This is a genomic window from Pirellula sp. SH-Sr6A (assembly GCF_001610875.1).
In the GTDB taxonomy this organism is placed as follows: Bacteria; Planctomycetota; Planctomycetia; order Pirellulales; family Pirellulaceae; genus JBKCUI01.
The window spans coordinates 6434604-6458859 of sequence record NZ_CP011272.1 but is presented as its reverse complement, the minus strand read 5'-3'; the positions used below and the strand labels follow the sequence as shown (position 1 = coordinate 6458859).

The window sequence follows — 24256 nt, the reverse complement described above, 5'->3', positions numbered from 1 at the left end:
TTTCATTTGCACTGTAGGTGGGGTTTTTGGCAGCATCGTTTACTTCAATCCGTTTCGAGTCGCAATCACTGTGTGGAGTAAGACGATGACAGAGATGAACGTTTTTAACAGAGATACCTTTGCGTTGGATGCAGAGGGATGTGGAAGTCAGTTGGCCGCTGCCGGGTCGCTTCTTGAGAAGGTCAAGAAGTTTCTGGAGCAAACCCGAGTCTCTCTTCCGCCCAAGGATCAGTTCCTCAAAATCGTCGCGGACGCATACGACACGTATGTCGCTCCCATCGACATCCCTGGTGTTCCAAACATCGTCGAGCCCTGGGTGGATAACGCGCTGCGAGCCATCGTTCTGCAGCAATCTTCCATGATCTACGACTACTTCTCGACAGTTGCCTAGTTTTGGGTTTCAGGTCTTCGTTGTAGGAATCAGGGGAGAGCGTGAGATGAACGCACCGGTATATCGAATTCCGCCGACCATTGTGCATGCGAACGAGCCAATGCCACTGAGCTCGGTTCCGTGGACGCGGAAGGCGGAAGTAATGGAGCCCGTTTGGAGAGCGGGTATTACAGGTAAAGGCTGCATCTGTATCAATCTCGATACCGGCTATCGTCCTCATCCAAGTTTGCCGGTACCCAAGGCGGTTCGGAACTTCACAGGTTCCGATCGGTCGGACGTCACGGATCGACACGGTCACGGCAATCACACGATCGGATCGAACGTTGGACGCAACGGACTCAGCGCGGCACCCGAAGCTGACATAAAGGTTGGGAAGGTGCTCGGTGATTCTGGTGGCGGATCAAACACGGCGGCCGGTCTTGAATGGGCGGCCAAGGAAGAAGGCGATGTCGTAAGTTGCAGTTGGGGCGCTAACACCACGCAAGTCGACTCGCGAACGCAGCGTGCGTTGGTATTGGCTGAGGAGTGCGGGAAGTGGATCTTCTTCGCGGCTGGCAATGAAGGTTATCGCGGTTGGAACACGGTCGGTTCACCAGCTAGCTCTCCCAATTGCGTTGCGGTCGCTTCTGTGACCGAGGCTGGAGCTCCTAGCTCGTTCTCGTCGGGCGGTCCTCGCGTGGATGTCGCGGCAGGCGGCTCGTACATCCTTTCGTGCGGCTTGAAAGGAAACTTGGTGATGATGTCGGGGACGAGCATGGCTTGTCCTACGTTCTGCAGCGATGCCATCCTGCTACGTCAAACCATGAAGATGCTCGGGATGTCGGTGTACCTGACGTCACGCGGGCTTGTGCAATTCTTCAAGAGCGAAAACTTCCTCAAGGACGCCGGTCCCGTTGGAAGAGATCCTCGCTTCGGTGAGGGGATCAGTGTAACCAGTCAAAACATTCTCAATTGGATCAAAGCCAGAATTACGGAGTTCGCATGATACGCGCTTTCCTCGCATTGCTACTGTTTGCTAACGGCGTGGTGGCTCAGGACCTCTGGGATGTAGTCGCTCCAACGGAAGTCACGCAGACTCAGGTCGTGTTTCTAAAAGCGGCCAAGGCGGAACTGGCGGAAGTCAACGGCAAGGTCGCGATCATCGCCGAAGAGCTTTCTGAGGCTCGCGAGTATGGAGTGATCGTTACGCTTCCTGCGGAAGTGAAGTGGATTGAAATCCATCCGGCCGCAAAGCCTTTCCCTCCGACGGTGCAGATGCCTTTCAAGGACGGTCGCTTCCTGATTCGGGGGATTCCGGGCGAGCGGTTCTATGTGTCGTCCAGGGGGTCGGATCGTCCTCTTTGGTTCGAAACCATCGTCGCGGCGGGGGAGAGTCAATTGCCTCCTCCAAGCGATCCGCTTCCTGTCGATCCGCAGCCGGAACCGGCTCCTCCAAGCGGTCCAATCCTCCAACAGCTTCGCGAGCTTAGCCGGCAAAAGTCGCAAGCCTTGGGAGATGCGGCGACCGCGGTGGTGCTAAAAGGCACAATCCAGCAAGTCGCGGATTCAGTGCGTGCAATGTGCCGATCCGGCCAGTGCCCCACTCTCGATGGAGCCAAGAACATGATGGTTCAAGCGATCGATGTCGCGATGTTGGGGCGTACCAGTCCCAACCGCGATTGGTGGTTGAATTGGAGGCGTCCAGTTTCGGACGCGATTAAGAAGGCGAGTCCTGCTGACGTCGAGACGTACTTGAGCATGATGCTGGCCGCGGCGGAAGGTTTGTGATCAAAGGAAGGATTGTTACATGTGGTTTGCTCAAGCAGCTCTCGGGGATATCGGTCAGATACTCCAAAGTGTCGGAGTTCCCGGCGTCTTGGTTTGGTATCTGTGGCATAACACGACCAAGACGATTCCCGATTTGGTGGCACAGCATCAGGCGACGATTGCGAAGCTCACGGAGGATTTTAGTAAGGCTTTGGAGAGTGAGCGTGTTGCTCGCAAGGTTGAGGTAGACGAGTTGCGCGATTGGATCCGAGATGAAGCGGCCTGCAAGCTGAAGAACATACCTCCCGGCGCGACATGTGTGATTGACCATGAAGCGGCTCACGGCTCATTGCATGGCATTAAGAAGAAAAGCGACTAATGCCGTTTTCTTTCGGCGATTGACGATTCAACACAAGGTCGGATCCGGCCTTTCTAGTTGAAAGGATTTGCTGATGGAGAAGCTAAAAGTCGAGTTGATTGGAAAGACTGTCGTGATTGGCAGCCGAGAAATCTACGAAGTAGAACTCCGCGATATTGAAACACCTCAGTCCCTTCTGGAGTGGGTCTTTCATCTGAGTCGCAAGGAATGGGTGAGCCCAGAAATCATTTCTCAATTCATTGAAATCGTGTCTCGGAACAAGGGCTGGCGGTTGCACGGCAATGTTCCGTTTCGCATGCCTGACCTTTCTTTGAGCCGTTAGCGCTGCGCGGGCGCACGAGCGACCAAACCAAATTCTCGACGCGTCAGGCCCGTTTCCGTGTGCCCTTCAACAGGAGATTTCAATGCGTTTAGAAGCACAAGCCAAGAGTGGGTATTACCCGCTCGATCTACAAGCGGTCCCGCATATCGCGGCCAAAATAGAATGCAGTTCAAAAGCCACGATCTTCGATCCGTGCTGTGGTGCCGGTGATGCAGTTGTGGCGATTGCAGAGGAGATGGGGATCGATAAAGCGAACGTGTACGCGGCGGAGATGGACGAAGGTCGTCATGCTGTTGCCAAGACTCGGATCCGAAATTGCTTCGGTCCAGTCGATTGGCTCGAATCGCCGAGCTATGGCAATGCGTCGATCTTCTACGTGAACCCGCCTTTCGATGACGAACTCGGTGGGGGTGGTCGTGTTGAATGGCGGTTCCTACAGAAGATCGCGAACCAGGCATCCCCTGGGTCGATTCTGGTTGCCGTGTTGCCGGAAAGAACGGCGACAAGTTGGCGGACTTTCGAAGTGTTGACTCGATACTTTGACCGTTTGCGATGCGCTCCGTTTCCCTTCGAAACAAAGTTCCAAGAGCACTTGATTTTCGGCGTTCGCCGGAAGTTCGAGGCGCGTGCCGATTACAACCTGTTCGATGACACGTACTGCTGCAAATCGGTCGATTTGATACCGCCGTACTCCGCGATGGATGGTGGATGCGTTCGAGTTGAAAAACGATTCTATACGGCTCAGGAGATCGAACAGGCGATACGCGGTTCCAAGGCAGATGAAATACTCAAGCTAAACCATGCAGAAGCTGCGAGAGAGCTTGTGCCTCCGATGAGGCTGTCCAAGGGGCATATCGCGTTGCTGCTGGCTTCCGGAATGCTGGATGGAGTCGTCGAGCCACCAGGCGAGAAGCCGCACGTGGTTCGAGGTTCGACGCGTAAGATCGTCACCGAGCAGACCGTGAAGGAAGAGAAAAAGGTCAAGGTGCACAAGACCGAACAGATCAAGCTCACGATCAAGATTGCGGACGAAACCGGAATCACGACGCTGGAGGACAAGATTGAGAACGAAGCAGAACAACCACCCGAGAACGAAGAGGAAGAGGTGAGCGATGAAGGCGACTGTTAAATCAAGTGATCTTGAATTGACCGTGGATGTCGATCGGTTCACAACGGCGGGAACCAACATCTTCGATCGTTCCTACATTGGGATGATCTCGTTTGTAGCGACCGAGTCGGTTGCCAAGTCGGTGATCGCCGTTCTTCACTTGGGCAAGCGTGGAGGTTGGATTGAGATGGAGGACGAGTCGTTTACCGTTTACCCAGAGGGTTACGAGATTCGTCGGATGAAATTACCGCGGTACCGAGCGGTACACGTTGTTGCCGTTGCAAAGGTCAAGGGCTTGTTGTTTGGTGAGCTAGAGCCGGCGTTGGCAGCTTATTTGAAGTCGCCGGAAATCTCGACGCCGATCTTGGACGAATGGATCCCGAATGTGATCGAAAGCCTCAAGGACTTTGGCTTAATTGCTCCCGTTAAATCGTTCGGGATTTCGGCTCACTATTGCACAGTGACATCCGAGCAGCTTGATGAAGTGGTCACGAAGTTGCTCCAAAACAAAACCATCACGATTCCAAGCAAGAGGCATCTTCATGCAGGCTGAAACACTGGCGGATTATCTTCAAACCTACGGTGACTTGTTGATCCAAAAGGTCGAGGAAAGTTCTCGCCCGTTGATGGAGACGTTCGTTCGTCCCGACGTGCACTTGCTTCGCGAGCCTATGGACGCCCAGTGGCATCGAATCGTGGCAGGAGTCAAAGCCTGGCAGGCCGGTCGCAAGAGCGTGCCGTGCTCGATGTCGATGGGTTTTGGTAAAACCCTCTGCGCGATTGCAATGATCCATGTTCATGCCGAAGGGGCTGCGTACCGAACGATCGTTGTTTGCCCACCGCACTTGCAGAAGAAGTGGGTGCGTGAAATCGAGATGACGATTCCGGACTCCAAATGCAAGATCATCGATCATTACTCCGATGTTCTCCGTTTGGTTGGGACCAAGCCCACCGGGACTGAGTGGTTCATCATGTCCGGCAACAAAGCGAAGATGTCGACGAGTTGGAAGCCTTCGTTCATAAAGTCGCAGCGATTTGATATTGGGATTCTCAAGTGCCCGAGGTGCAACCAGCCGATCGAGAAGAAGGTGGTGCAGGAAGGGTCCGACGTTTGGGTGTTCGCCCAGGAAGCGGACCTCGCGAAGAAACAGCAAAAGTGCCGTCATTGCAGCGAAGCGTTGTACCAGTGGACGCACGATATGGATCGATGGCCTGTGGCCAACATCATCCATCGGCAGGCTCGCAAGGTGTTCAAATACCTTGTGATTGACGAGGTACACGAGTCAAAAGGGGAACGATCTGCAATCGGTCTTTCTGTCGGGAAGCTCGCGGCGAAGGTACCGTTCAAGGTTGCGTTGACAGGGACTTTGCTCAACGGTTACGCCGATTCGATATTCCCCATGTCGTACCGTCTGTTTCCCGGGAAGATGAAAGCACTGGGGTTCAAGTGGAACGATGGGATGGAGTTCACGAAGCGGTACGGACGTATCGAGACGATCGTGAGCTACAAAGACAGTGAGTCGTTTGCTAATCGGCAAAGCCGAGGGGGAGGCAAAACGACGTCGATCAAAATCCGACCCGGGATTGTGCCAAGCATCTACGGAGACTGCTTGCTCGATTGTGCCGTGTTCGGGTCGCTTGAAGATCTCGGGTACAAGTTGCCCGGTCTCGCCGAGGTGATGCACCCGGTTCAGATGGACGCGGAACAAGCGGAGCATTATGAGCAGGTAGAGTCCAGTATTCGAGCCAGCATGAGGCAGTTGATCGCGATGGGCAGCAAAGCGGCCATGTCGGTGCTTCTCAACACGCTCAATGGTTGGCCTGACCATCCGTATGGTTACAACTCGATCGGCTATCGAACTGCAGAAGGGGAATGGGTCGAGGTGGCTACGCCGCCTGATCTCGATGCGGAGACGATACGGACCAAGGAAGCGAAGCTCGTGGAGGTCGTTAAAGACGCGGTATCGCGGGGGCGGCAGGTGTGGATTTACTGCGAGATGACTCAGAAGCGAGACGTGCAGGTCCGCTTGAAGGAGCTGCTCGACAGGGAAGGGCTCGACGTTCGCATCCTTCGATCTCAGAAAGTGAGTTCTTGCGACCGTGAAGAGTGGATCTTCAACAACGGCAAAGCGAATGTGATCATATCCAATCCAACCTTGGTGAAGACCGGCCTGGATTTGTTCGACCGCGGGGGGAATCACAATTTCAGTGTCTTGGTGTTCTACCAAACCGGTTACAACCTCGACACGTTGCGGCAAGCGGCGGCGCGATCCTGGCGTATCGGTCAGTGGCTCGACTGCGAAGTGCACTACATGTTCTACGAAGGGACCATGCAAGAGCAGTGCGTGCGATTGATGTCCCAAAAGACCAAGGCCGCCAAGGCGATCGAAGGCAATTTCAGCCAAAGCTCGTTCGATGCTCTGACCGCAGGAGACGAGTCGGTGGCGATGGCTCTTGCTAAGAAGTTGGCGGATGAGGTGATATCCAGGGTTCCGAGAGTTCCGATGACTCATGTGCAGCCGGCCTTGCCGATGCCGATGCCGGCTCGCGTGGCGATGGCGAAGGTCGATCGTGTCGAAGCCAAGCCCAACGTGGCGTCGTGCTCACCGACCATATTGCCGATGGCAGCAAAATGCTCAGAAGTCCCGATGGCTGCCGCTCGACATGCCAAGAGTGATGTCGTTCATGCCGGGGCGAAACCGACCGTGGCTGTGAGTCCCAGTCGGATGCGTCAGTGGAAGAACCATTTCGAGCACGTGCTAGCTGAGGCCCAGAGTGGGGCGGCGGGTGCAGCTCTCAAGATCCGGCGGCTCAAGGCAAACTTGGCCCGACTGGACAAGCAGGAACAGGAGGAGATGGGTCGCGTGATGGATTTCAAGAAACTTTTTCAGTACGTCGAGGCTTCCGCCAGTGAGTATCGTAGTCAAGCGGTTGGTGTTTAACCCGTCGGAACAAGCGTTCCGGTTTTTCTGGGCAATGTACGTGAGAGACGTTGATCTCTCGGTGCATTGCCAGCCTTGTCTCCTCGGGAGACGCAGCAAGAAGATCTGCACTCCCATGTTCTATCGAAATCGCGACAGATTCGTTCTACGCGATATCGTGCTGGATGAGAGCAACTCGGAGTTCGTTTACATCTGTGGTGTTACTTTTCCGCACGTTTGGATTCGGAACTTTCACCTAGCGCTTCGTCGAAGTCCCGGCCGCGTCGTGAAGGCGAAGTGGTTTGGGGTGTCGTTTGAAATTGAGAACGCGGAGAGGCTAGAAATCCGGTCTAGCTTTATTGACCCAGATTGTCGCTTCAAAGACGACCCGTCTTACATGACGTGTCGAAACGCGCAATTCGCGTGGGCGTTCAAGAAAGGGTTGTATCTTCCCAACAAAGGACAGATCGCCGTAGCTGCGTCACTTCATGGAAACGAAATACAAAAACCGAGTGGTCGAGTTGGTTCGGGTCAAATCATCCGAGCTTCTTAAAAACGACTTTAACCCTAGCGTCCATTCCGATCGTCAAAAGATCGTGATGGACTCCATTCTCGAGTCAACTGGGTTTGCTGATGCGATCATCGGTAGGCGGGTTGGCGACAAAATCGAGATCCTCGATGGTCACCTCCGGGCCGAGCTCGCAGCCGACCAAGAGGTGCCGGTGTTGATCGTTGACTTGGACGACGAAGAGGCGGACCTGTTCCTGCTGACGTTCGATCCGATCGCTGCGATGGCAAAGCAGCAAAGGTCGAAGATGAACTCCTTGCGGACGAAAGCTCTTGGTCTGCAAAGCACCGTGTTTAACCAGATCATTGAGCGGTCTCAGTTAGGGACGGAGACCGCAAAGAAGGAGATCGAGAAAAGACGAAGCACGGTTCGCAACACGCTCTCTTCGGTTTCGATTGGGCCGATCCGAGTTCCATGCACTCCGGATGAAATCGCCGAGTTGACGTTGATACTCGCCGAGTACGGAGATGCAAACGGGTCGTTCGTTGGGTTTGGTACTTACTTGTTGAAGCTGATCGGGGAGGCGTAAGCGTGTTCAAGGACAGAATTGTTGGATTCGAATGGGTCGAGGCAAGTTCGTTGATTGATAACGCGGACAACGTCCGGTTGCATCCCGATGAGCAAAAGACAGCCATGAAAGGGCTTCTTGAGGAGATCGGTTTCGCCGACGCGATCGTCGTTCGAAAGATCGAAGAGGGCTATCAAATCCTCGACGGCCACATGCGTAAGTCCCTTCTCGGTGACGAGAAGGTTCCCGTGGTGATTGTCGACTTGAACGACGAAGAAGCGGCTTCGTTCTTGCTGACCTTCGACCCTGTGAAGGCGTTGGCGGATAAGAACCAGGAGCGAGTTGACTCGTTGCTGGAGAGAGCATTCGCTCAGACGGGGGCGGTTCGTGAGATGCTTAACGGCATGGTGAAGGGGGAAACGAAAGCCGCGCCGATGCCAAAGGGGGGCAACTCGACGCGTGCGCGAGTTGAGACGCTATCGGTAGGAAAGTATCGTGTCCAGCTTACAAACGCTGAGAGCGCCAAGCTGACGCTGATCGCGCGGCGTTATTGCGAGAACACCGGATCCTATTTGGATTTCGTTAGTTGGATTCTAAAGAGAGTGAAAGAAAACCGTGCTGCACATGGACTACCCGTTGGAGGGTCTGAGGGGAGCGGAGTACAACCCGCGCAAGATTAGCAACGAGCAACTTCAAAAGCTGTGGGAGTCGATCCGACGCTTTGGGGTGGTCAAACCGATCATCTGCAAAACGGACGGGCTGATTGTTGCGGGTCACCAGAGAACCAAAGCGTTAAGAGCGAACGGCGTGAACACGGCGCCGGTCTACGTTCTACCTGGTGACACCACGCAGGCCGACGAGATCAAGTTCAACCAACTCCACAACGGTACCGACGTCGATCACCCGGATGCCAACGCTTGGATCCGAGAGCCGCTCAAGCTGGGGTGGCAGCATGTAACGAAGATGGATGCGAACTGGACCTGTGGTATGCAGGTGATTCGCACCAACATCGCCGCTCTGATCCTCAAATTTGGCCCCTGGGGGGCTTGTGTAGCGACTTTGGACGGCGAGGTGATCCATTGCACTCAATACGCGATGGCGTGCATCCAGCTCAATCAGCCGCTTTTGGTGTACGGCGTGCCGACGGAGCGGAAGGCGGAGTACAAAGAGTTCCTTGGCGACCAGTACGGGCGCTTCAGCTACGACAACCTCGAACGCAAGACTTACATCCAGACGCTGGCTCAGTTAAACCGCATACGCGACGTTCCAGGGACGTTGCCGAGAGAAAGTGGACTTTATCGGGATGCGGTTGAACCGTGGCTCAAAGAGAACCCCAAGGCCCGTGGTTTCGATTTTGGGAGCGGGAAGGGTGACTACGCAGGCAAGCTGCGGCGAGAAGGTTACAACATGATGGACCTCGAGCTGTTCCGTCGTGTTCAGGGTCAGAACGCGATCGATACGGTTTGGGTGAACCGTGCCATCAATCAGCTCTGCATGGCGCTCAAGAAAATGGGTCGATTCGACTTCGTGGTATGCGACTCCGTGTTCAACTCGGTGGATTGCCCCGAAGCGGAGTTCGCGGTGGCGACCATGCTGGGGGCTCTTTGCAAGGTCGGAGGGCGGATCTTCTATAGCGGTCGAACTCTCAAGAGCGTTCATGCCGCTCTCAAGTCGGGCAACTACAAGACGAAGAACGGCTCAGCGCAGCAACTGTACTTCCTCGACGAAGAGGGATACTCGGGCATCTTCCGCAATGGTGAGTGGTTCTATCAGAAGTTTCACACGCAAGAGCAGTGCGAGCACCTCGGCACCTACATGGGGATTGAGGCGCCAGAAGCGAAGATGGGATCCGGAACCTGGCGATGCACCGGGATCAAGACACACGATGTCCCGTTTGAGGATATTGAGCGGGCGATTCGTTATGAGTTCGAGCTCGATTGGCCTGAGGGCAAGAAGATCAATCGATCCGAGGACGTGCTAGCAGCGTTTCGTCCTTTCTTTGCGGAAGCAGCGGCTGGTACTTAGCGAGCCGGCTCTGCGGTAGCCTGCTTTTGAGTCCCCAAAAAAACAACAGAAAAAGTGCACCAATGATGTCCAAATTGGTGCGCGAAACGGCTTGTTTTTGTGTTGGCAGAAACGACACATTCACGACAAGGGGCTATCAGATGGCAAACAAAGCGAAAATTGCGAAGTTCGTAGAAGCGTTTAACGCACAGGGCCGCGACCTGGTGCTCATGGAGCAGATCATCGACGCGGTTCGAGCGGATGCGGTGACGGGCGACCCTCAAAGTTGGGTTACGAACGTTCTGGAGGACGATCACGTTCTCGAGGCGGCTTGCACCAAAATTGATAAGGATTTTCAAAACGTTCTCCTAAAGCGGATTCCTACTGTGTCGGCAGCGATCAAGAAGCTGCGAGCGTGGGAAATGATGCAACGAGAGCGAGAGCGCGAGATTCGATCGGCCTAGTAGCAACATGAAGCAATACATGCAAATCAGACTTTTGGAAAACGATGGGCGTGGGCGACCTTTGTCGGGCCAGTTCTCCTACTTTTGGGGGAAGTGGGTGGTCGGCTTCGACGATTCCCAGCACTGCGCGAAGTGCCTGGTCGGCTCCTACGAGAAGATGATCAACAAGGAGCTCGAGGGCGGGGACCAACTAGACCTTCCCTGCTTGCAAGGAGCGATCTTGTACCTATGCGGCGTATCGCGTCCCTACCGGTACCAGAACAACTTCCACTTGGTGCTCGAGGCTTGCGAGGGGGAGTCCGTGCGGAAGCGTCTCTACAACGGCATGGAGTTTGAAATACTGGGAGCGAAGGCGTTAAGTTTTGACGGTGCTGCGGCTAAACGACTTTTCCCCGCAAAGGGCAAATCGTTCCTAACATGCCGCAACTTCCAATTCGCGGTCCAGCACTTCGGAAAGGCCGATGAGGGGCCACAAAGCGAGCAACTGTTGCTGTTTGACCGATAGCCGGGGGTAGACGTAGGAGGAGGCGGTAAAGGGTGGTTAGCCAGGATGAGAATCTAATCGCTATCGGGGAACTGTCCACAAGTACGGAGACACCCCAGAACCCAGGAAGAACTCCAGACGATGAGTACGAGGACCGTGTAGAGCTCACCTACCGGATGCTCGTCGAGGGGATGAGGAAGTCCGAGATCAAAGCCGCCCTCAAGGCTCAGTATCAGATCAGTGCACGGACTGCCGAGAACTATCTTGCTCGCGCGAGGTTGCTCCAGCTTGAGGATCTTCGTGAAGAGCGAGACGTACACCGGGCATCGTCGTTGGCTTTCTACAAGAGTGTGCTGTCCGATCCTCAGGTTGGGGTCGGTGCGAAGATCAACGCGCAGAAGCGGATCGATCAGTTGCTCGGGCTCGACGTTCCGTTCCGAGTTGCGATCGCGAGTGCCAACGTCGGTAGGGACCAAGGCGTGGACGATATCGACTCGATGCTTTCGGTGGCGACGGTCGATGAGCTGAAAGTCATGAGGGGATTGTATGAGCGGCGAAGTGACCGTTCGTCGCTCGCTCAGTAATCTGGATAAGATCATTCGCCGTCATTGCGAGCTCGAGTTTGCTGAGTTCGTGCGACATGCTGCGAAGATCCTTATCCCCGGCTTCGTTTGGGGTAATCACATTCAGGTTGTTTGTGACCATCTCCAGGCTGTTCAAGCCGGAAAGGTCGATCGACTCATGGTCAATCTGCCTCCTGGGTGCACCAAGTCGACGCTACTCTCGGTCCTTTGGCCGGCTTGGGTTTGGACGGTTGAGCCGGATGCGACGTTCCTCTGCGTGACGTACAACCAAGACTTGACCGTTCGGGATGCGGTCGCATGCCGAGAGCTTATTGCGGACCCTTGGTATATCGACCGGTGGGGTGACAAGGTTCAGGTTGCCTTTGGTCACGATGCCAAGACGTTCTACCGGCTCACGGCTGGAGGTTGGCGATTGAGCACGACGCGATCGGGGCGAGCGACGGGGGATCACCCGAAGTATGTCATCATCGACGACCCGTTGTCGGTAGAGAAGTCGAAGAACGCGAACGAGCGGAAGGCGTTCAACGATTGGTACCGCGACACGCTTTCCACCCGGGGCGTGGCCAAAGGGGTGCGGCATGTCGTTGGAATGCAGCGAGTGCACGTGGACGATCCGTGCGGCATGTTTGAGCGGGAGAATGAGTTCGCGGAAAGAGCCGGCGAAGAAAAGCCTTGGCATCAGGTCATGCTTCCGATGCGATACGATCCCGAATACAAGATGGAGGACCGAGGCTTCGGAGGGGACTGGCGGACGGAGAAGGGGGAGCTGCTCTACCCGCAACTGCTCGATGAGAAGAAGGTGACGAAGTTGGAACGGTCGCTCGGGGCTTCCAACAGTTCGGCCCAGTTGGGGCAGCGTCCGATCAGAAAGGACGGGGAGTTCTTCAAGTGCTCCAACATCAAGATCATTCGACGGGATGAAGCGCCGTTTGAGTTTGACGCGGTTTGTCGGTTCTGGGATCGGGCTGCCAGCGTCGAGGATGGAGCTTACACGGCTGGGGCCTTGGTCGGCCGGAAAGGAAGCAAGTTCTACCTGCTGCACATGATTCGCAAGCGGATGACGGCCGGTGATGTCGAAGCTGCCATCGAGATGAACGTCAAGCTCGACGAGATCGAGTTTGGATTCTCGAAGCTGTGGACGTGTTTTGAAATTGAAGGGGCCTCCTCAGGGAAGCGTGTTGCCGAGATCACGATCAATCGGCTTCGTGGGCATCGTGTCTATGGAGTACGAGCGAAGGACTCGAAGGAGGTGCATGCCGAGCCCCTTTCGATCGCCATCGAGAACGGGGACGTTTACGCAATCGAAGGGCCTTGGCTTACCGAAGTGTTCGACGAGATGGAAGTGTTCCCGAGTGGTCCGTTCAAGGATCAGTCGGATGCGTTCGCTGGGGCCTACCTGGAGTTGGTGAATCCTTCGGCCAAGTCGCAGTCGGTGGTCGTTTCTAGCAAGGCGGCTGGCAAGCCTCGGTTCAAGGAGGGCAAATGCCAGAACCCGGCCTGCGATCGGCCGGCGTTCACCGAAGCTGGGTTTTGCTGCCATGAATGCGAACGGCTCGCGCCAGAGGGTGAGGTTTGTCATTCGCATACGGCCGAGTGTTCGACCAAGTACAACGATTGGTACGTCAAAAACAGTCGCTAACGCGGCCTGTTCCTGTGGATAGGATGTGTTCACTCCGCGAAAGGTGTCGCAATGGCGAAGGCTTTGAACAGAAGTACCGCGATGTCGGTGAGGTTGAGAAGGCGAAACGAGTTCTTGGAGTTCTTCATTCGCAAGTTCTGCGTTCGATGTTCACATTGCGGTGAGGCGATCGATCCCAAAGAGTTCTACCAATGGAGAGATTCTGTTTTGATCCGGCATCATGATGATGACGCGGGAAACAACTCTCCTGAGAACATCGACATTATGCACCGGAGTTGCCATCACTCGATCGTCGCCAAGAAACGGCCTGAACAGGTTTGTTTACATGTTAGCTGATCGAAAACCAGGATAATACCGATGACAAAGACCTATACCCTTCAGCATGAAGTCGCGATCGAACTCGATCATTGCTATGGCGGATTAACGCTGGCTCGAATTGATCCTTCGAACGCTGACGAAAGGCTTCTGATTTGCGGTCCGAACGGTGACGACGGCGAATACTTGTGCTGGGATGCTGTCGTTGAAATCCAAGACGGCAAGATCATTTGCGACGGATCCTCGTCGCCTGGGGGAATGAGCGAAGAGATCCAACTGATTGTTCCCTTAAAGCTCGCGACGAAATTCCACGTCGACGCAGCTCCGTTTGGGATGATCGATCTCAATGAGTACGGTGTCGAAAAGTTTCTTACTGAAGGGTTAGATTGTGCCTAAAACGGCTGTGCGTTTTCTGGAGGCAGGTGACCTCGGTTTCCTGCCTGATTGTGAGATCGCTCTTTGGCGGAATTGGGTGGAGCCGTCCGTCGGGCGGTCGATCTTCGACGTCCTCAAAAGCGAGCTGCGATGGGAGTGTCGGAACTTGTTCATGTTCGGCCGGTGGGTCAAGCAGCCCCGTCTGACGTGTCTCTATGGCGACGTAGGGAAAGAGTACAGTTACTCCGGTTCGAACTGGGAAACGCATGAATGGCACGTCGCGCTACGTGAGCTGGCCGACGGTATTGGCTCTATGACGGGATTCCGTCCGAACTCGGTGCTGTGCAATTACTATCGGAGTGGGCAGGACTCCTTGGGGTGGCATAGCGATCTGGGCGGAAACGATGGGCAAGAACCCACTATCTTTTCTCTGAGCCTCGGCGTGCCTCGGACTTTCCAAATAAAGCACGTCACATTACCGGAGCATTCGCTGTATAACATTCGTCTTGGGCACGGAGACTTGCTCAAGATGGGCGCTCCCATGCAACGATTTTGGAAGCACCAGGTGCCCAAAGAGACAGTGCGCGGGGAACGAATCAATCTAACATTCCGAGTGATCAAGTAGAGGTGACTATGTCGTCGGTGGGACGAGTGACGAAGAAAACCATCACGCAGCCAGAGGACTGGTGGCAGGCTTGGGAAGTGGAGGCGTTCAAACAGGGGAAGTTGCTTTCCGAGTGGATCGGCGATTGTTGCAACGCTACGCTGCCGAAGAAATCTCGCGATCGATTGACGATCCGAGCAGGTAGAGGTCGACGAGTGAATGACAGCGGCGAAGACACGCCGTAGTCTAACAACAGTTTGTATAAATCTCTTGCCAAGAAGGCTTCATATTGCATGAAGCCTTTTTTCTTTTGTGCCTTCAAGAGCTGTATATAAAACTCAGCCATGAGCGATATACACGAAACAACATCAAAGAAAGCTCAAACAAAAGCACAAAAACACGCCTATTTAACTAGACAATTAGACGTCTATTTGCGTATAATAATATATACACGCGAACGTTGATTCGCGACTCTTAATTAACCCACTCTGGAGTTTGTAATATGTCGATGGAATTGCTCGTGTCCGCAAAGAATGGTTCCCAATTCGCTATCAGCAGCCTGCTCGTCAGCATCAGTTCCGAATGCAAGACGATCATCAGTCATTTTCTCGGTACCAAGTACTCCGCTCGGATCGATGCCGAAGACGTCCTGCAGGAAGTGCTGATGCAAGTCGCGACTGGCGTGGCGACGACCGACTTCGATGAGTGGAACGGCTTCAAGGCCTGGTTGTTCTGCGTTTGCCGCAACAACGTTTACAAGCAAGTCGAGTACGTGAAGTCGCTCCGTCGTTCGGCCGACCGAACCTCGGCGATCGGGGAAGGTTTTGATGTTGGTTGCGATGATCGGACTGCAGTGGAAATCATGATTGGTCGCGAGAACCTCTCCGGTGTGATGGCTGTCGCAGCCCAACTTGGGGACGATGAGTTCCAAGTGATCGAGTACCTTGCTCAAGGACTTTCGCCTCGCGAAGCCGGTGAGAAGGTTGGGAAGGACGCAGCGTTCGCGTACTACGCACGACGCCAGCTCAAAGAACTTCTCGAAGGCGAAAGCAAGCCTGTTCGACGTGCCGTCAAGTCCACCGGCAGCGCCAACAGAGCTCGCCTTAAGTCTTGGAAGAAACACTACGACGCGATGATGGCCATCGAGTGCTTCGTGACCCGTGAAAAGGCAATCGCTCGATTCGAAAAGTCGCTCGCTCGCTTGAGCTATGCTGAGGGAACTGAGATGCTCGCCTTCATCCAAGGTGAATCAGTAACCGTCTAGCGGTTGCAGATTGATGATGGAACTAACGATTACACGCCAGTAGTGCACAAGGACGAACTCGGCGGGTTGCTGGTCAACTATCGGTTGAAGTGGGGCTCGGTCGGGACAAGCGGGTGTGGTTACCTTTGGCATTGCGGTACCGCAAATTTGCTACATCGCCAAATACCTCTGCCATACGCCGACGGTGGCTTACTCCAGTCCCAACTTATCGAAGAAGGCGCGATTTCGCTTCCTTGCGTCAGCGATCAACTTTTCAAATGTGGCAAAGTAGATAATTGCATTTAGCTTTGGTAGGTGAACTACAAACCCTTGTCCATCGGCCGACTCAGTAAAGTCGACTGCGTTTAAGTGTTCTAGAAGTTTCTCGACAAGATGACAGACGACGTAAGCGTGAATTGGCTGGCTCTTGTCCATTCGAAACGTGTGACCGTCTTTCGTAATGGATCCTGCCTTTCGGATTTGATTGATATACCTCACAACCTGCGCGTAGGGGTTTTCGAGCTCGGTGTAAGACTCTCGTTCTGGTCTCTTGAATTCAACGAGTGTTGCGGAGGAATAGGGCTGCGACCCTTCAGTGAAGGCAAATGTATCATCAAAGACTCGATCGTAACTACTACATACGTCTGGTCGGTCGTTCGAGTCGACTCCATCGAGTCCGACCTTTTTCCAGTTCAAGTCAGATGCAGTGTATTGTTGAAAAAGCAATCTCTCGTCAATTATCCATAGATTCGACTCGTCCCATGCGATGTCATTCGAATCAGTGTTTCTCGGAAAGAAGATGTCATGTATCGCTGCTTCATCACGAAATTTTCCGTCTTCGGTTGCCTTCAGACGATCCCAAAGAAAGTCAAGAACAGCCCGACGATCAGTTACATACACGGCTAGATCGTGCATCGCCATTTGGCTAAGTTCATGGAGTGTCGACCGATACCTATCGCGGTACTCCATCCATTTGTTGTTGTTGTCGCGAACAGACTTAGTCATCGAAGAAAATCGCGTTCGGATCTCGTATTTCCATTGTGAATAGATTCTCCAAACAGACTTCTCTAATTCGGAATCAGACAAATCGTATGGAAGCTCGAATAGTTCTTTTTGTTTCTGCTTCAAGAGTGGTTTGAAATTCATATTGCTTCGGCAGAGCTCCTCGATTCGACGTTGGTGAATTACCTCTAGCGGCGCAACCTCCTTGCGTAGGAATTTTTTGCAGAGCTTTCCCACTTCGGTGAGAATGGAGCTGATTGAAGGTGTCGATGACTCAAGAAGGCTCGGTGAATTGACGTCGTCGTCCTCCTCATCAAGAAGGAAACGCGTTCTGTCGTTGCTACAATTGCTGTCGAGCAACTGAGACTCCACAAGTGCCACGTAGAAGAACTGATCATTGCCATCATCAAGCTTTGCTTTTGACTGGATGAAGCCGGCAGGTACGGCGTGCGTGGAAACTACTCTTCCGTTTGCACACAACATTATTTGATGGCGGTTCGCCGCCTTTGTCTTGCATTTAGTTTGAGTGACAACGAATTCTTCGTTGCGAAGTGTGAAACGGCTTCTTTTGTCTGAAAGCAGCATTTCTTCTCGGAAAAACGTGTGAAGGTCAATAATTTGACCATCGAATGCGTCGTGCAGTTCGCATCTAATGCCTCCTGAAATGGAAAGACGTTTGAAGAAATGAAGAGCGATCTGATTTGCAACGGCAGAAATGTTTTTTGGGCACTTCTCGCGTAGCATTGGCCTCATCTGGTTCAGACTCACAATAGTAAATTCGTCTGTTGACTCCACTTCTTTCAGCAAACTCTCCGTCGGCCCACTGCGCGTAGGTTCGATACTGAATGACCTAGCGTACTTTTTGTCTCCTTCGGCGAAGTAACTTTCAACGCTCGCTTCTTGAAATGCTAGAAGATACGTGAGTCTGCCGACGCCCTTGCCGCCAAAAGAGAGCTTGTGTGTCGTGTAGACTTCTTTGAATGCTCGCCAGTTTGCTTCCCGGAAGCCAATTCCGTTGTCTTTTATCTGGAAACCTATTATCGGGGGCGGCGAGATTTTTGTTTCTTCAAGCTTGAGTACAGGCTGAACCGCCTCTCGAACTATTGTGATGGTTACAAGACCACCAGACTCTTTGCCCGTCAGTCGATACCTTTCTTCGATGGCATTGAACGCGTTCTCGATTGCCTCAAAAAGCGGTAAGAACCGGGAATTTGCTGAAAGTGGGTTCTGCTTGATGTAGTTTGCGTAATCGAAACTCTGAAAGGGCATGTTGATCTGTGCCTTTGGTTTGGACGGTAGGGGTATCGAAAGCGAAGTCGTTCGCCTCTGCGTTTCTCGGGCCGACGACCACATTTTAGCAACGTCTTTTAGGAGGCTGGACAACCTTTCACCAGATTGGCAGTACACAACCACGTTCTCCAAGCTGGCTGAACAATGGCTACGTTCGCAATTCATCGATTTCCTTAGAGCGGCGAATTGCAAAAACGCTGCAAATTTTTTGATTTTCCAGGCCTTTCTTGGTGTAGTCGGTATTGCCTCCACACACCAAAGTTCCAGCCATGATCGTTGATCAAACCAAAGTTCAGTGCGTCGTTGATCGTAAGTTGATCAGCCTGTTCAAGCAGGCCGATAGCATTTGCTTTCACTGGACCGGAAGTACCGACGGGAGCGTCAGCAAGGGGCGCATGACGCTTGGCAAGAAGCGCAGGGGCGATGGCCCCTGGGACAACGATGGTAGCGAGGCGACGATCGAGATCGAGCTTTACGGATCGTGCCGGTACTTCGGTGGTTACTCGGGTGGGCGGTACAAGCCTGGCAACGTGCGATGTGTCTCTTCGATCACGAGTGCTAAGTTCGATGAGGTGTGGCGCTCGGTGATTCAGATCTTGAAGTGCGGTGATGAGTTGCAAATGTGCTGGGTCGGGGCAAACAACAACCAGTACTGCGATCGAGCTGGACTGTTTCATGACTCGCTGCAACTGCGTATCAAGCGTGGGGCCGACTACTTGTTCTTCGTCGTCGGGAGCGGTGTCTGCGAGGACAACAGTGCTCGCATGATCAAAGCCAGTTAAAAAGTCACAAAAAGACGCACGACTTGACGCTCGTTCCGGCCTTTTCTTGTGTAGCAAACACAACACATCGGAGAAACAAAATGAGCGTAGTCCAAGAAAACAGTTCAGTGCACTTCGTTGACGGTTGCGAGTTCGAAGTCAAAGCCGGCATGTTCGTTCGGCTGGATTGCAATCGTTGCTCGAGGCGACTGTTGCCAGGTGATGGTTTCTCTCCTTTGCGGCTGGAGTGCGACTCCGCTGTGTTCCGATCGGTTGCCTGCCGTGTGAAAGTTGTTGGCCGGAAGGTTCAGTACAAGCTCGGTGGGAAGTCGGTTCGCGTCATTGTCACATTCGTGGGCGATGGCGAGCCAGATGTTGATGCAGTTGGGTGGCTCTATATCTAACCGGAGTTTTGCGATGAAGTTCGATGTTCAATTCGCCATGCCAAGCGGCTTTTTTTCTAGGTGCACGGTGGAGGCCAAGTCGGTGGAGGATGCCTGCAAGCGTGGATGGGAGATGGTCTTTTCGACCGTGTACCCGCCGCATCGTCGCGATGGTTCGGTTGTGTATTGCACCAAAGCACCCGATGTTCCGGCCTTACAAGTTGTAGTGATCGGATCCTAAGCCGAGAGCACGTTCCATTCACAAGATTCAATGAGGTTCGAGTCGTGGCAAGTCAAATGAAGTATGTCGCCAAGCTGGTTTGTTTCGGAGCAGGTGGCGATAGCGTCGAGTGGGGCGGCGGGTGCCGATCCACCGGGTACGGTTCGCCGGAACGACCGCACGCTGCCGAGCCAGAGGATGGCAAAGAGTATCCGGACGGAACTCCGGTAATTGATAAGCGTCCAGCCGTAAAGACGAAAGCCGGGTTCAGGCACGTATTTAACGGTCCGATCGTTCAAGTGGATCTCGAAGACGAAGAGACCGAGGATCTGCCCGAGGTGTCATCGGTGATGGCGGGAGCGCTCTCCGAAGGTGGGAACGAGTACGGTGCACTGTTGACGCTTCACAAATCCCAATCGCGGTCGAAGCCAGGTGCATTGGACTTCGTGTCCATCAAGAAATATGTCGACGGATGGCGAGAAGTGGGCGCTAGGATCGGCTTCTACAAGAGTGGCAAGATCGTCTGGGAGGATGAGTGCGATGCACGTTGATGTCGACATGATCGAAGCGAAGCTCAATCGTCACTGGTTCCGATTGCGAAGCGAACTTCCGGTGGCGTTGCATGCGTGGCCAGCTTGCAAGAAGCAAGGCTTCTGTGCCATCGGCCAAGTCGATTGGAGCGGGGATAACGATCCGGTTCCGATCGGAGACGTGTTCGTCGGCAAGAAAAGCGAGCACTACCTCAAGATCAACGAGATGGTGCGAGAAGCCTGTAAGAGGCTTGGGTTGAAGTTCATCAATATGGCGTAATGCCTTGAAAGGGCGGTGAAGAATGGTCGACAAGCAAAAGCTAGTCGAGGAGTACGTTGATGGGATCATGTTGCAAATTCGAAAGACGCGACCTGCTGGTCCCGTGACGCAAGAGGAGGAAATCGGGAATCACGAACGTCTGCGAAAGCTAGGGCTCCAGTTGATCGAGGAAATCGCTGACAAAGAGTCGCTTTACCTTCGCATGTGGAACGGAACATTCCGGCCGGACAATCGATGCTCTCGCGAGATGTTTCAGAAGCTGACAGGGCTCCAGTTGCCCCCAGGCGTCAAAGCGACCAGGGAGTTTCTCATAGCGTACATCGGTCCTGAATGGGTCAGTCAGCAACAGGAAAAAGAGCGGGCCGAACGTGAGGCGGAAGCTAAGCGGGATCGAGAGCAGCAAGAAGCCTACTATGCGGGGCTGATGGACGAGATCGCCACGCGGACCAAGAGCGGTCAGAACATCTCGGGTCGCGAGTTGGTCAATCTTGCAAGGCACATTGGTATCCAAGTGCACCCGAGGACGGCGGGGGCGGCGACGAATGTCGAGTGGATCACGGTCCATCGCGCTGGAGTCCGCAAGAACTGCAACGCACAAGGTTGCTTTCGGTTGCTGCGCGATGTGCTGGAGCTTCTCAACGAAGAAGCTCCAGAGGAAGAAGGCGCAACAGATCTGGCACGGGAGCTGTTTCACGCAAGCTGAGGGGAAGTGCAAAAAGGGTTTGAAAAAACCGCATGCCACTCGTTCAAACATCGCGTGTGTCGGGCTCATTTCTTTGTAAGACGGCAGACGTTCAAAGAATCCACTTCCCAAAGAGGCAATCATGACAGTCGATCAGTTGATAGAGAGGCTTACCGAGTATCGAGACGCAATGGGCGGAGAAGTCGAAGTGCGTCTCATGACCCAAGAGAAGTGGCCGTTCGAAAATCGCATCGTGGGGCTCGTCTCCGCTGAGGAAATGAACGAAGCATGCGATGAGGACGATGAAGACTATGAGGACGATGAATCGGATGATGAAGTCGAAAACATGGTTTACATCGTCGAAGGCGGTCAGATCTGTTACGGGAGCAAGAGAGCCTGGGAGGCAGCGCACTAACATGGGCGTCAATCGAGTTCCAAACATTTATCTCGTCGAAGAGCGGATATTCTGGGATGGCAACAAGCCTTTGAGCTACTGGGGCTGGCGTATTACGTCTGATGAAGAAGTTGCGACGAGTACGTTCTTTAGCACCCGTGCTTGCCTCGAAGAGTTCGAGCGGTTGGTGTCGGAGTGGATACAGGCTTGCGACAACCGGCTGCCGGCTTTGCTTCTCAACAAGTACTTGGACCGAGATGCGTCTTTTGGGGCTGTGTTCATCGATGACGGGACATTCGTCGTTCCGGACGATGTCTGGGAAAAAGTCGAGGCTTACCTGGAGCACTACCAACACGGGGAATATCGCAATGAGCTGGCCAATGGATAAGCGGAACAGCGAAGTGCGGCGGCCGATACGAAACCTTAGGTGTTGTTGCTGCGGTGGCAGCACGCTGGGTCGCCAGTGGTGGAACCGGGATGCTGGCTACGGGCTTTGCAATGACTGCATCCACGTGAATGGGGTGTCAGAAGTTGCCAACGGCGAGACCGTGTCGGGCTTTGGCATCCGCGGGGTGCACTGGGACTTGAAAACAAAAACCAAAAACGAATCGCCTTTGCTGCGATGAATTGGCCGAGTTTCCGGCCTTTCTTGATAGATCCAATTCAACACTCAAACGAAGGTGATTCCATGACGAACACAACCTGCAAGCTCACGATCGATGAAATCAAAACGGCAATCGCTTCTGCGATGGAAGTGATCAAGACGCTTGACGTTCATCCCGTGGCTACGATCGAGAATTATCCCATCGGCGGACGCAATCGGGGGCGGTGTGAACTGGCGGTCGAACGCCATGCCAAGCACGGGTGGCGAACCTGCAAGACGACAACCAACAAGAACGGGGTGTGGTGCGCTCCCAAGAAGTCGGTGTACCACAAAGAGGGCGGATGTTTCGTGGTCACCGGTGGTGCGGTGGAACGCGATGTCGAGTGGCTCGCAGTGACCAGTCGCGGGGTTTACTTCCAAGCGGCGAATGGCGAATCGCGTTGGTTGCTCGAGACTCCTTTCTCCGGCTATGTTCGCCGTGAGGCTTACCACTACACGATCGGCGCTGAGAAGAAGTGTTTCGAAGCCGATTCTCCAGAAGTGATCGCCGCGTGGGATGCCTACGTCGAAGGGATCGATGCGAACCTCGAGTGGCTGAAACAATCGCTCGACAAAACTGTCGAGTGTTCGGCCTAGTTGGGAGTCCTATTCAAACCAATCCATCCGCGAGGAGATTTCATTATGCGTCGACATTACGATCCTGCCGATGTCGATCCCAATCCTGGGTCGGCCGATCTTGACGAATACGTGTTCGTGGACTGGCTCAAGCGATTTGCGAATCGTCTCGGGCCATTCACCGATGTGTTCGAACTGAAATGCGACAAGCGGTTCTTCATCTACCGGCATAAGCCAGGGCAGATGTGGGGACTCGGTGTCTGCCATGACGACGGGGACGAAACAGTACTCGGGTACGCGATCCGTTGCAGCGAAATGCTCATTCTCGCGTCGGCCTTTGTGCCAGGCTTCCGAAACAAACTCGATAGCGAACTACTTGAGCAGCTCGAAGGGCTGTATCGCCCGGTCCCGTTTCTCGCGACGTGTCAAGAGATGGCAACAAATGCAGTTTGAGCTTGCGACGCTGACCTTGCTGATCACTTTGGTGATCCATCTGATTTGGGATTGGTTCAGCCATCAAAGGATCGAGCGGCGGCTTGAGGACCTGGAGTCGGTCCCGTTAGCGCAAATTTGCGCTCATGGGACGGGGGGTGCTCCAGAGCTTAGCAGCGGAAGAGATCTCTCGGGTGCGAAAGCAGTGCTGTATGTCGGTACTGCAGGGCTTGGCAGCGACGATCTGGAGAGCGCCAAGAAAACAGTAGCTTGGAATCGAAGGTGGTTCGCTGGGGACGTTGTGACGATTGGCGACGAGAATCCCGTGATGAAGATGATCTACGACGTGGCAGCCCCAAGACCGGCAACGCGGTGGTACGTGGGGACGTTGGCTATTTACGCCGCGCTGAAAGCGTTCATCCAGTCCGACTACGAATGGATGTACTACGCGAAATGGAATCTTCTCCGAGATCCAAGAGAATCCTTGGACCGACGTCGCGGGCTGTGTTATTGCTCGCTGAGCGTTGACGATTACAAGCCAACGGACTGGGAGAAGGAAAAAGAGCGAACGTGTACGGCGCTTTTGCAGGGCGTGGAATGCTTTGAGTGGGATCAAGTGATGGGGACGTACGCATCGCTGTCCAGGGAGATGGCTGCCGAGATTGTGGAGGTGCTCGAGCGAGGGAAGATCAACCCGCTCGATCAAGCCTTCTGGGGGCAGGTCGAGTCTATCTGCAGAGGACGGTTCTATTCGGACATGCTGCTTGAATGTTACACGATGCTTTCCAAGTCGTGTGAGACTGGAAACGTGTTCGATCGCATCGGCCTATATCGTCAGGGTGTTGCTCAGGGAAAGCCGTGGATCCACTTCGATGGGATGGATACGGCGGCGATGCACGCATGGATGTCTAAGGTGGACGCTCAGGTGAAGAGGGATCGTGTCGTAGCTGGTGTGTAGTTTCTGCTGACGGAAATCGCGAAGCGAAAGGAATGTCAATGCTCGGGATAAACGTGAAGGTGATCGGCGTCAGGTCCAATGGCTCCATCAGGGAACTGACTCGAGAGGTCCTAGAAAAAGACCTCTACCAATGGATCGTCCGCGACGGGTTGGTGTATGTCCTCAGGCGAGAGCGGTTCGTGCGGTACGAGGTGGCTGATCTGGACTGGCTTGTACCGCTGGGGGTGACTGTCGGATATTCGTCGATTGCGATGGTAGATGGAGAAGGAACGTTTTGGAGGCTCGACCCGTGGCGAGGGAATGAACATGCGAGATCGGCACTGGTGCAAGAAGCGACGGTTCAAAGACCACAAGAGCGCGGTTCGTGCAGTCCAGTGTTTACAGCAAAGTTCGACCCGGGACCGATGTCCGGTTCGTTCTTACCACTGCGATCGGTGTAACGGGTGGCAT

33 protein-coding genes are annotated in these 24256 nt (G+C 54.0%); 32 read left to right on the top strand and 1 reads right to left on the bottom strand.

What is annotated here, in order from left to right; translation table 11 throughout:
* The first annotated feature begins 94 nt into the window (after positions 1-94).
* The 20 genes from VN12_RS25285 to VN12_RS25190 all read left to right on the top strand — a co-directional run bounded on the left by VN12_RS25285 (position 95) and on the right by VN12_RS25190 (position 15676).
* Entirely contained in the window at positions 95-391 is a 297-nt protein-coding gene (locus VN12_RS25285) for a hypothetical protein (RefSeq protein ID WP_146679674.1), read from the top strand.
* A gap of 46 nt (positions 392-437) precedes the next feature.
* Entirely contained in the window at positions 438-1376 is a 939-nt protein-coding gene (locus VN12_RS25280; protein ID WP_146679673.1) for a S8 family peptidase, read from the top strand.
* Entirely contained in the window at positions 1373-2158 is a 786-nt protein-coding gene (locus VN12_RS25275) for a hypothetical protein (RefSeq protein ID WP_146679672.1), read from the top strand. Before VN12_RS25280 ends, VN12_RS25275 begins: the two co-directional genes overlap by 4 nt.
* Positions 2159-2177: 19 nt before the next feature.
* Positions 2178-2516, top strand: a complete 339-nt coding sequence (locus VN12_RS25270; RefSeq protein ID WP_146679671.1) for a hypothetical protein — start codon at positions 2178-2180, stop codon at positions 2514-2516.
* A 73-nt stretch (positions 2517-2589) separates the two neighbouring features.
* Complete coding sequence (locus VN12_RS25265) at positions 2590-2838, top strand: hypothetical protein (protein WP_146679670.1); 249 nt, start codon at positions 2590-2592, stop codon at positions 2836-2838.
* Between the two features lie 82 nt (positions 2839-2920).
* A complete protein-coding gene (locus VN12_RS25260) occupies positions 2921-3967 on the top strand; it encodes a DUF6094 domain-containing protein (RefSeq protein ID WP_146679669.1) in 1047 nt (348 codons plus the stop codon).
* Entirely contained in the window at positions 3951-4499 is a 549-nt protein-coding gene (locus VN12_RS25255) for a hypothetical protein (protein WP_146679668.1), read from the top strand. Before VN12_RS25260 ends, VN12_RS25255 begins: the two co-directional genes overlap by 17 nt.
* On the top strand, positions 4489-6888 hold the full coding sequence (locus tag VN12_RS25250) for a DEAD/DEAH box helicase (RefSeq protein ID WP_168164642.1): 2400 nt from the start codon (positions 4489-4491) through the stop codon (positions 6886-6888). The genes VN12_RS25255 and VN12_RS25250 overlap by 11 nt, the downstream gene beginning before the upstream one ends.
* A 467-nt stretch (positions 6889-7355) precedes the next feature.
* Positions 7356-7964, top strand: a complete 609-nt coding sequence (locus tag VN12_RS25245; RefSeq protein WP_146679666.1) for a ParB N-terminal domain-containing protein — start codon at positions 7356-7358, stop codon at positions 7962-7964.
* A 2-nt stretch (positions 7965-7966) separates the two neighbouring features.
* On the top strand, positions 7967-8623 hold the full coding sequence (locus VN12_RS25240) for a ParB/RepB/Spo0J family partition protein (protein ID WP_146679665.1): 657 nt from the start codon (positions 7967-7969) through the stop codon (positions 8621-8623).
* Positions 8568-9968, top strand: a complete 1401-nt coding sequence (locus VN12_RS25235) for a ParB N-terminal domain-containing protein (RefSeq protein ID WP_146679664.1) — start codon at positions 8568-8570, stop codon at positions 9966-9968. Before VN12_RS25240 ends, VN12_RS25235 begins: the two co-directional genes overlap by 56 nt.
* Before the next feature lie 140 nt (positions 9969-10108).
* Complete coding sequence (locus VN12_RS25230) at positions 10109-10411, top strand: hypothetical protein (RefSeq protein WP_146679663.1); 303 nt, start codon at positions 10109-10111, stop codon at positions 10409-10411.
* A gap of 19 nt (positions 10412-10430) precedes the next feature.
* Positions 10431-10916 (top strand): hypothetical protein, encoded by a 486-nt coding sequence (locus tag VN12_RS25225; protein WP_146679662.1) that lies wholly within the window; start codon positions 10431-10433, stop codon positions 10914-10916.
* A gap of 32 nt (positions 10917-10948) precedes the next feature.
* Positions 10949-11479 (top strand): hypothetical protein, encoded by a 531-nt coding sequence (locus VN12_RS25220; protein WP_146679661.1) that lies wholly within the window; start codon positions 10949-10951, stop codon positions 11477-11479.
* Positions 11442-13118 carry a phage terminase large subunit gene (gene terL, locus VN12_RS25215; protein ID WP_146679660.1) on the top strand — a complete coding sequence of 559 codons (1677 nt, stop codon included), beginning with the start codon at positions 11442-11444 and terminating at the stop codon, positions 13116-13118. The genes VN12_RS25220 and terL overlap by 38 nt, the downstream gene beginning before the upstream one ends.
* Positions 13119-13169: 51 nt before the next feature.
* Positions 13170-13454 (top strand): hypothetical protein, encoded by a 285-nt coding sequence (locus VN12_RS25210; RefSeq protein ID WP_146679659.1) that lies wholly within the window; start codon positions 13170-13172, stop codon positions 13452-13454.
* A 21-nt stretch (positions 13455-13475) separates the two neighbouring features.
* Entirely contained in the window at positions 13476-13829 is a 354-nt protein-coding gene (locus VN12_RS25205) for a hypothetical protein (RefSeq protein ID WP_146679658.1), read from the top strand.
* A complete protein-coding gene (locus VN12_RS25200) occupies positions 13822-14433 on the top strand; it encodes an alpha-ketoglutarate-dependent dioxygenase AlkB family protein (protein WP_168164641.1) in 612 nt (203 codons plus the stop codon). The genes VN12_RS25205 and VN12_RS25200 overlap by 8 nt, the downstream gene beginning before the upstream one ends.
* Before the next feature lie 8 nt (positions 14434-14441).
* A complete protein-coding gene (locus tag VN12_RS25195; protein ID WP_146679656.1) occupies positions 14442-14657 on the top strand; it encodes a hypothetical protein in 216 nt (71 codons plus the stop codon).
* A 257-nt stretch (positions 14658-14914) separates the two neighbouring features.
* Positions 14915-15676 (top strand): RNA polymerase sigma factor, encoded by a 762-nt coding sequence (locus VN12_RS25190; protein WP_146679655.1) that lies wholly within the window; start codon positions 14915-14917, stop codon positions 15674-15676.
* 189 nt (positions 15677-15865) lie between these two features.
* Here VN12_RS25190 and VN12_RS25185 read toward each other — a convergent pair whose 3' ends face one another.
* Entirely contained in the window at positions 15866-17926 is a 2061-nt protein-coding gene (locus VN12_RS25185) for an ATP-binding protein (RefSeq protein WP_146679654.1), read from the bottom strand.
* 290 nt (positions 17927-18216) lie between these two features.
* On the opposite strand from VN12_RS25185, the gene VN12_RS25180 reads away from it, so the two are divergent.
* From VN12_RS25180 to VN12_RS25125, 12 genes are all read left to right on the top strand, one after another.
* Positions 18217-18729 carry a hypothetical protein gene (locus VN12_RS25180; protein ID WP_146679653.1) on the top strand — a complete coding sequence of 171 codons (513 nt, stop codon included), beginning with the start codon at positions 18217-18219 and terminating at the stop codon, positions 18727-18729.
* Positions 18730-18809: 80 nt separating this feature from the next.
* Positions 18810-19112, top strand: a complete 303-nt coding sequence (locus VN12_RS25175) for a hypothetical protein (protein WP_146679652.1) — start codon at positions 18810-18812, stop codon at positions 19110-19112.
* A 13-nt stretch (positions 19113-19125) separates the two neighbouring features.
* A complete protein-coding gene (locus VN12_RS25170) occupies positions 19126-19332 on the top strand; it encodes a hypothetical protein (protein ID WP_146679651.1) in 207 nt (68 codons plus the stop codon).
* Between the two features lie 44 nt (positions 19333-19376).
* On the top strand, positions 19377-19862 hold the full coding sequence (locus VN12_RS25165) for a hypothetical protein (RefSeq protein WP_146679650.1): 486 nt from the start codon (positions 19377-19379) through the stop codon (positions 19860-19862).
* A complete protein-coding gene (locus VN12_RS25160) occupies positions 19852-20121 on the top strand; it encodes a hypothetical protein (RefSeq protein ID WP_146679649.1) in 270 nt (89 codons plus the stop codon). Before VN12_RS25165 ends, VN12_RS25160 begins: the two co-directional genes overlap by 11 nt.
* A gap of 22 nt (positions 20122-20143) precedes the next feature.
* Complete coding sequence (locus VN12_RS25155; protein ID WP_146679648.1) at positions 20144-20824, top strand: hypothetical protein; 681 nt, start codon at positions 20144-20146, stop codon at positions 20822-20824.
* Between the two features lie 121 nt (positions 20825-20945).
* Complete coding sequence (locus tag VN12_RS25150) at positions 20946-21218, top strand: hypothetical protein (protein WP_146679647.1); 273 nt, start codon at positions 20946-20948, stop codon at positions 21216-21218.
* Between the two features lies 1 nt (position 21219).
* Positions 21220-21585 carry a hypothetical protein gene (locus tag VN12_RS25145; RefSeq protein ID WP_146679646.1) on the top strand — a complete coding sequence of 122 codons (366 nt, stop codon included), beginning with the start codon at positions 21220-21222 and terminating at the stop codon, positions 21583-21585.
* Between the two features lie 300 nt (positions 21586-21885).
* Positions 21886-22437 carry a hypothetical protein gene (locus VN12_RS25140; protein ID WP_146679645.1) on the top strand — a complete coding sequence of 184 codons (552 nt, stop codon included), beginning with the start codon at positions 21886-21888 and terminating at the stop codon, positions 22435-22437.
* A 45-nt stretch (positions 22438-22482) separates the two neighbouring features.
* On the top strand, positions 22483-22869 hold the full coding sequence (locus tag VN12_RS25135) for a hypothetical protein (RefSeq protein ID WP_146679644.1): 387 nt from the start codon (positions 22483-22485) through the stop codon (positions 22867-22869).
* The gene (locus VN12_RS25130) at positions 22859-23806 is read left to right on the top strand and encodes a hypothetical protein (protein ID WP_146679643.1); all 948 of its coding nucleotides are present in this window, start codon (positions 22859-22861) and stop codon (positions 23804-23806) included. Before VN12_RS25135 ends, VN12_RS25130 begins: the two co-directional genes overlap by 11 nt.
* Before the next feature lie 38 nt (positions 23807-23844).
* Positions 23845-24246 carry a hypothetical protein gene (locus VN12_RS25125; RefSeq protein WP_146679642.1) on the top strand — a complete coding sequence of 134 codons (402 nt, stop codon included), beginning with the start codon at positions 23845-23847 and terminating at the stop codon, positions 24244-24246.
* Positions 24247-24256 lie beyond the last annotated feature (10 nt).

Excerpts from the sequence above, each read along its gene's own strand:
- VN12_RS25285 (WP_146679674.1), top strand. The coding sequence starts at position 95 with ATGAACGTTTTTAACAGAGATACCTTTGCGTTGGATGCAGAGGGATGT.
- VN12_RS25280 (WP_146679673.1), top strand. The coding sequence starts at position 438 with ATGAACGCACCGGTATATCGAATTCCGCCGACCATTGTGCATGCGAAC.
- VN12_RS25275 (WP_146679672.1), top strand. The coding sequence starts at position 1,373 with ATGATACGCGCTTTCCTCGCATTGCTACTGTTTGCTAACGGCGTGGTG.
- VN12_RS25270 (WP_146679671.1), top strand. The coding sequence starts at position 2,178 with ATGTGGTTTGCTCAAGCAGCTCTCGGGGATATCGGTCAGATACTCCAA.
- VN12_RS25265 (WP_146679670.1), top strand. The coding sequence starts at position 2,590 with ATGGAGAAGCTAAAAGTCGAGTTGATTGGAAAGACTGTCGTGATTGGC.
- VN12_RS25260 (WP_146679669.1), top strand. The coding sequence starts at position 2,921 with ATGCGTTTAGAAGCACAAGCCAAGAGTGGGTATTACCCGCTCGATCTA.
- VN12_RS25255 (WP_146679668.1), top strand. The coding sequence starts at position 3,951 with ATGAAGGCGACTGTTAAATCAAGTGATCTTGAATTGACCGTGGATGTC.
- VN12_RS25250 (WP_168164642.1), top strand. The coding sequence starts at position 4,489 with ATGCAGGCTGAAACACTGGCGGATTATCTTCAAACCTACGGTGACTTG.
- VN12_RS25245 (WP_146679666.1), top strand. The coding sequence starts at position 7,356 with ATGGAAACGAAATACAAAAACCGAGTGGTCGAGTTGGTTCGGGTCAAA.
- VN12_RS25235 (WP_146679664.1), top strand. The coding sequence starts at position 8,568 with ATGGACTACCCGTTGGAGGGTCTGAGGGGAGCGGAGTACAACCCGCGC.
- VN12_RS25230 (WP_146679663.1), top strand. The coding sequence starts at position 10,109 with ATGGCAAACAAAGCGAAAATTGCGAAGTTCGTAGAAGCGTTTAACGCA.
- VN12_RS25225 (WP_146679662.1), top strand. The coding sequence starts at position 10,431 with ATGCAAATCAGACTTTTGGAAAACGATGGGCGTGGGCGACCTTTGTCG.
- terL (WP_146679660.1), top strand. The coding sequence starts at position 11,442 with ATGAGCGGCGAAGTGACCGTTCGTCGCTCGCTCAGTAATCTGGATAAG.
- VN12_RS25210 (WP_146679659.1), top strand. The coding sequence starts at position 13,170 with ATGGCGAAGGCTTTGAACAGAAGTACCGCGATGTCGGTGAGGTTGAGA.
- VN12_RS25205 (WP_146679658.1), top strand. The coding sequence starts at position 13,476 with ATGACAAAGACCTATACCCTTCAGCATGAAGTCGCGATCGAACTCGAT.
- VN12_RS25195 (WP_146679656.1), top strand. The coding sequence starts at position 14,442 with ATGTCGTCGGTGGGACGAGTGACGAAGAAAACCATCACGCAGCCAGAG.
- VN12_RS25190 (WP_146679655.1), top strand. The coding sequence starts at position 14,915 with ATGTCGATGGAATTGCTCGTGTCCGCAAAGAATGGTTCCCAATTCGCT.
- VN12_RS25185 (WP_146679654.1), bottom strand. The coding sequence starts at position 17,926 with ATGCCCTTTCAGAGTTTCGATTACGCAAACTACATCAAGCAGAACCCA.
- VN12_RS25180 (WP_146679653.1), top strand. The coding sequence starts at position 18,217 with ATGATCGTTGATCAAACCAAAGTTCAGTGCGTCGTTGATCGTAAGTTG.
- VN12_RS25175 (WP_146679652.1), top strand. The coding sequence starts at position 18,810 with ATGAGCGTAGTCCAAGAAAACAGTTCAGTGCACTTCGTTGACGGTTGC.
- VN12_RS25170 (WP_146679651.1), top strand. The coding sequence starts at position 19,126 with ATGAAGTTCGATGTTCAATTCGCCATGCCAAGCGGCTTTTTTTCTAGG.
- VN12_RS25160 (WP_146679649.1), top strand. The coding sequence starts at position 19,852 with ATGCACGTTGATGTCGACATGATCGAAGCGAAGCTCAATCGTCACTGG.
- VN12_RS25155 (WP_146679648.1), top strand. The coding sequence starts at position 20,144 with ATGGTCGACAAGCAAAAGCTAGTCGAGGAGTACGTTGATGGGATCATG.
- VN12_RS25150 (WP_146679647.1), top strand. The coding sequence starts at position 20,946 with ATGACAGTCGATCAGTTGATAGAGAGGCTTACCGAGTATCGAGACGCA.
- VN12_RS25145 (WP_146679646.1), top strand. The coding sequence starts at position 21,220 with ATGGGCGTCAATCGAGTTCCAAACATTTATCTCGTCGAAGAGCGGATA.
- VN12_RS25140 (WP_146679645.1), top strand. The coding sequence starts at position 21,886 with ATGACGAACACAACCTGCAAGCTCACGATCGATGAAATCAAAACGGCA.
- VN12_RS25135 (WP_146679644.1), top strand. The coding sequence starts at position 22,483 with ATGCGTCGACATTACGATCCTGCCGATGTCGATCCCAATCCTGGGTCG.
- VN12_RS25130 (WP_146679643.1), top strand. The coding sequence starts at position 22,859 with ATGCAGTTTGAGCTTGCGACGCTGACCTTGCTGATCACTTTGGTGATC.
- VN12_RS25125 (WP_146679642.1), top strand. The coding sequence starts at position 23,845 with ATGCTCGGGATAAACGTGAAGGTGATCGGCGTCAGGTCCAATGGCTCC.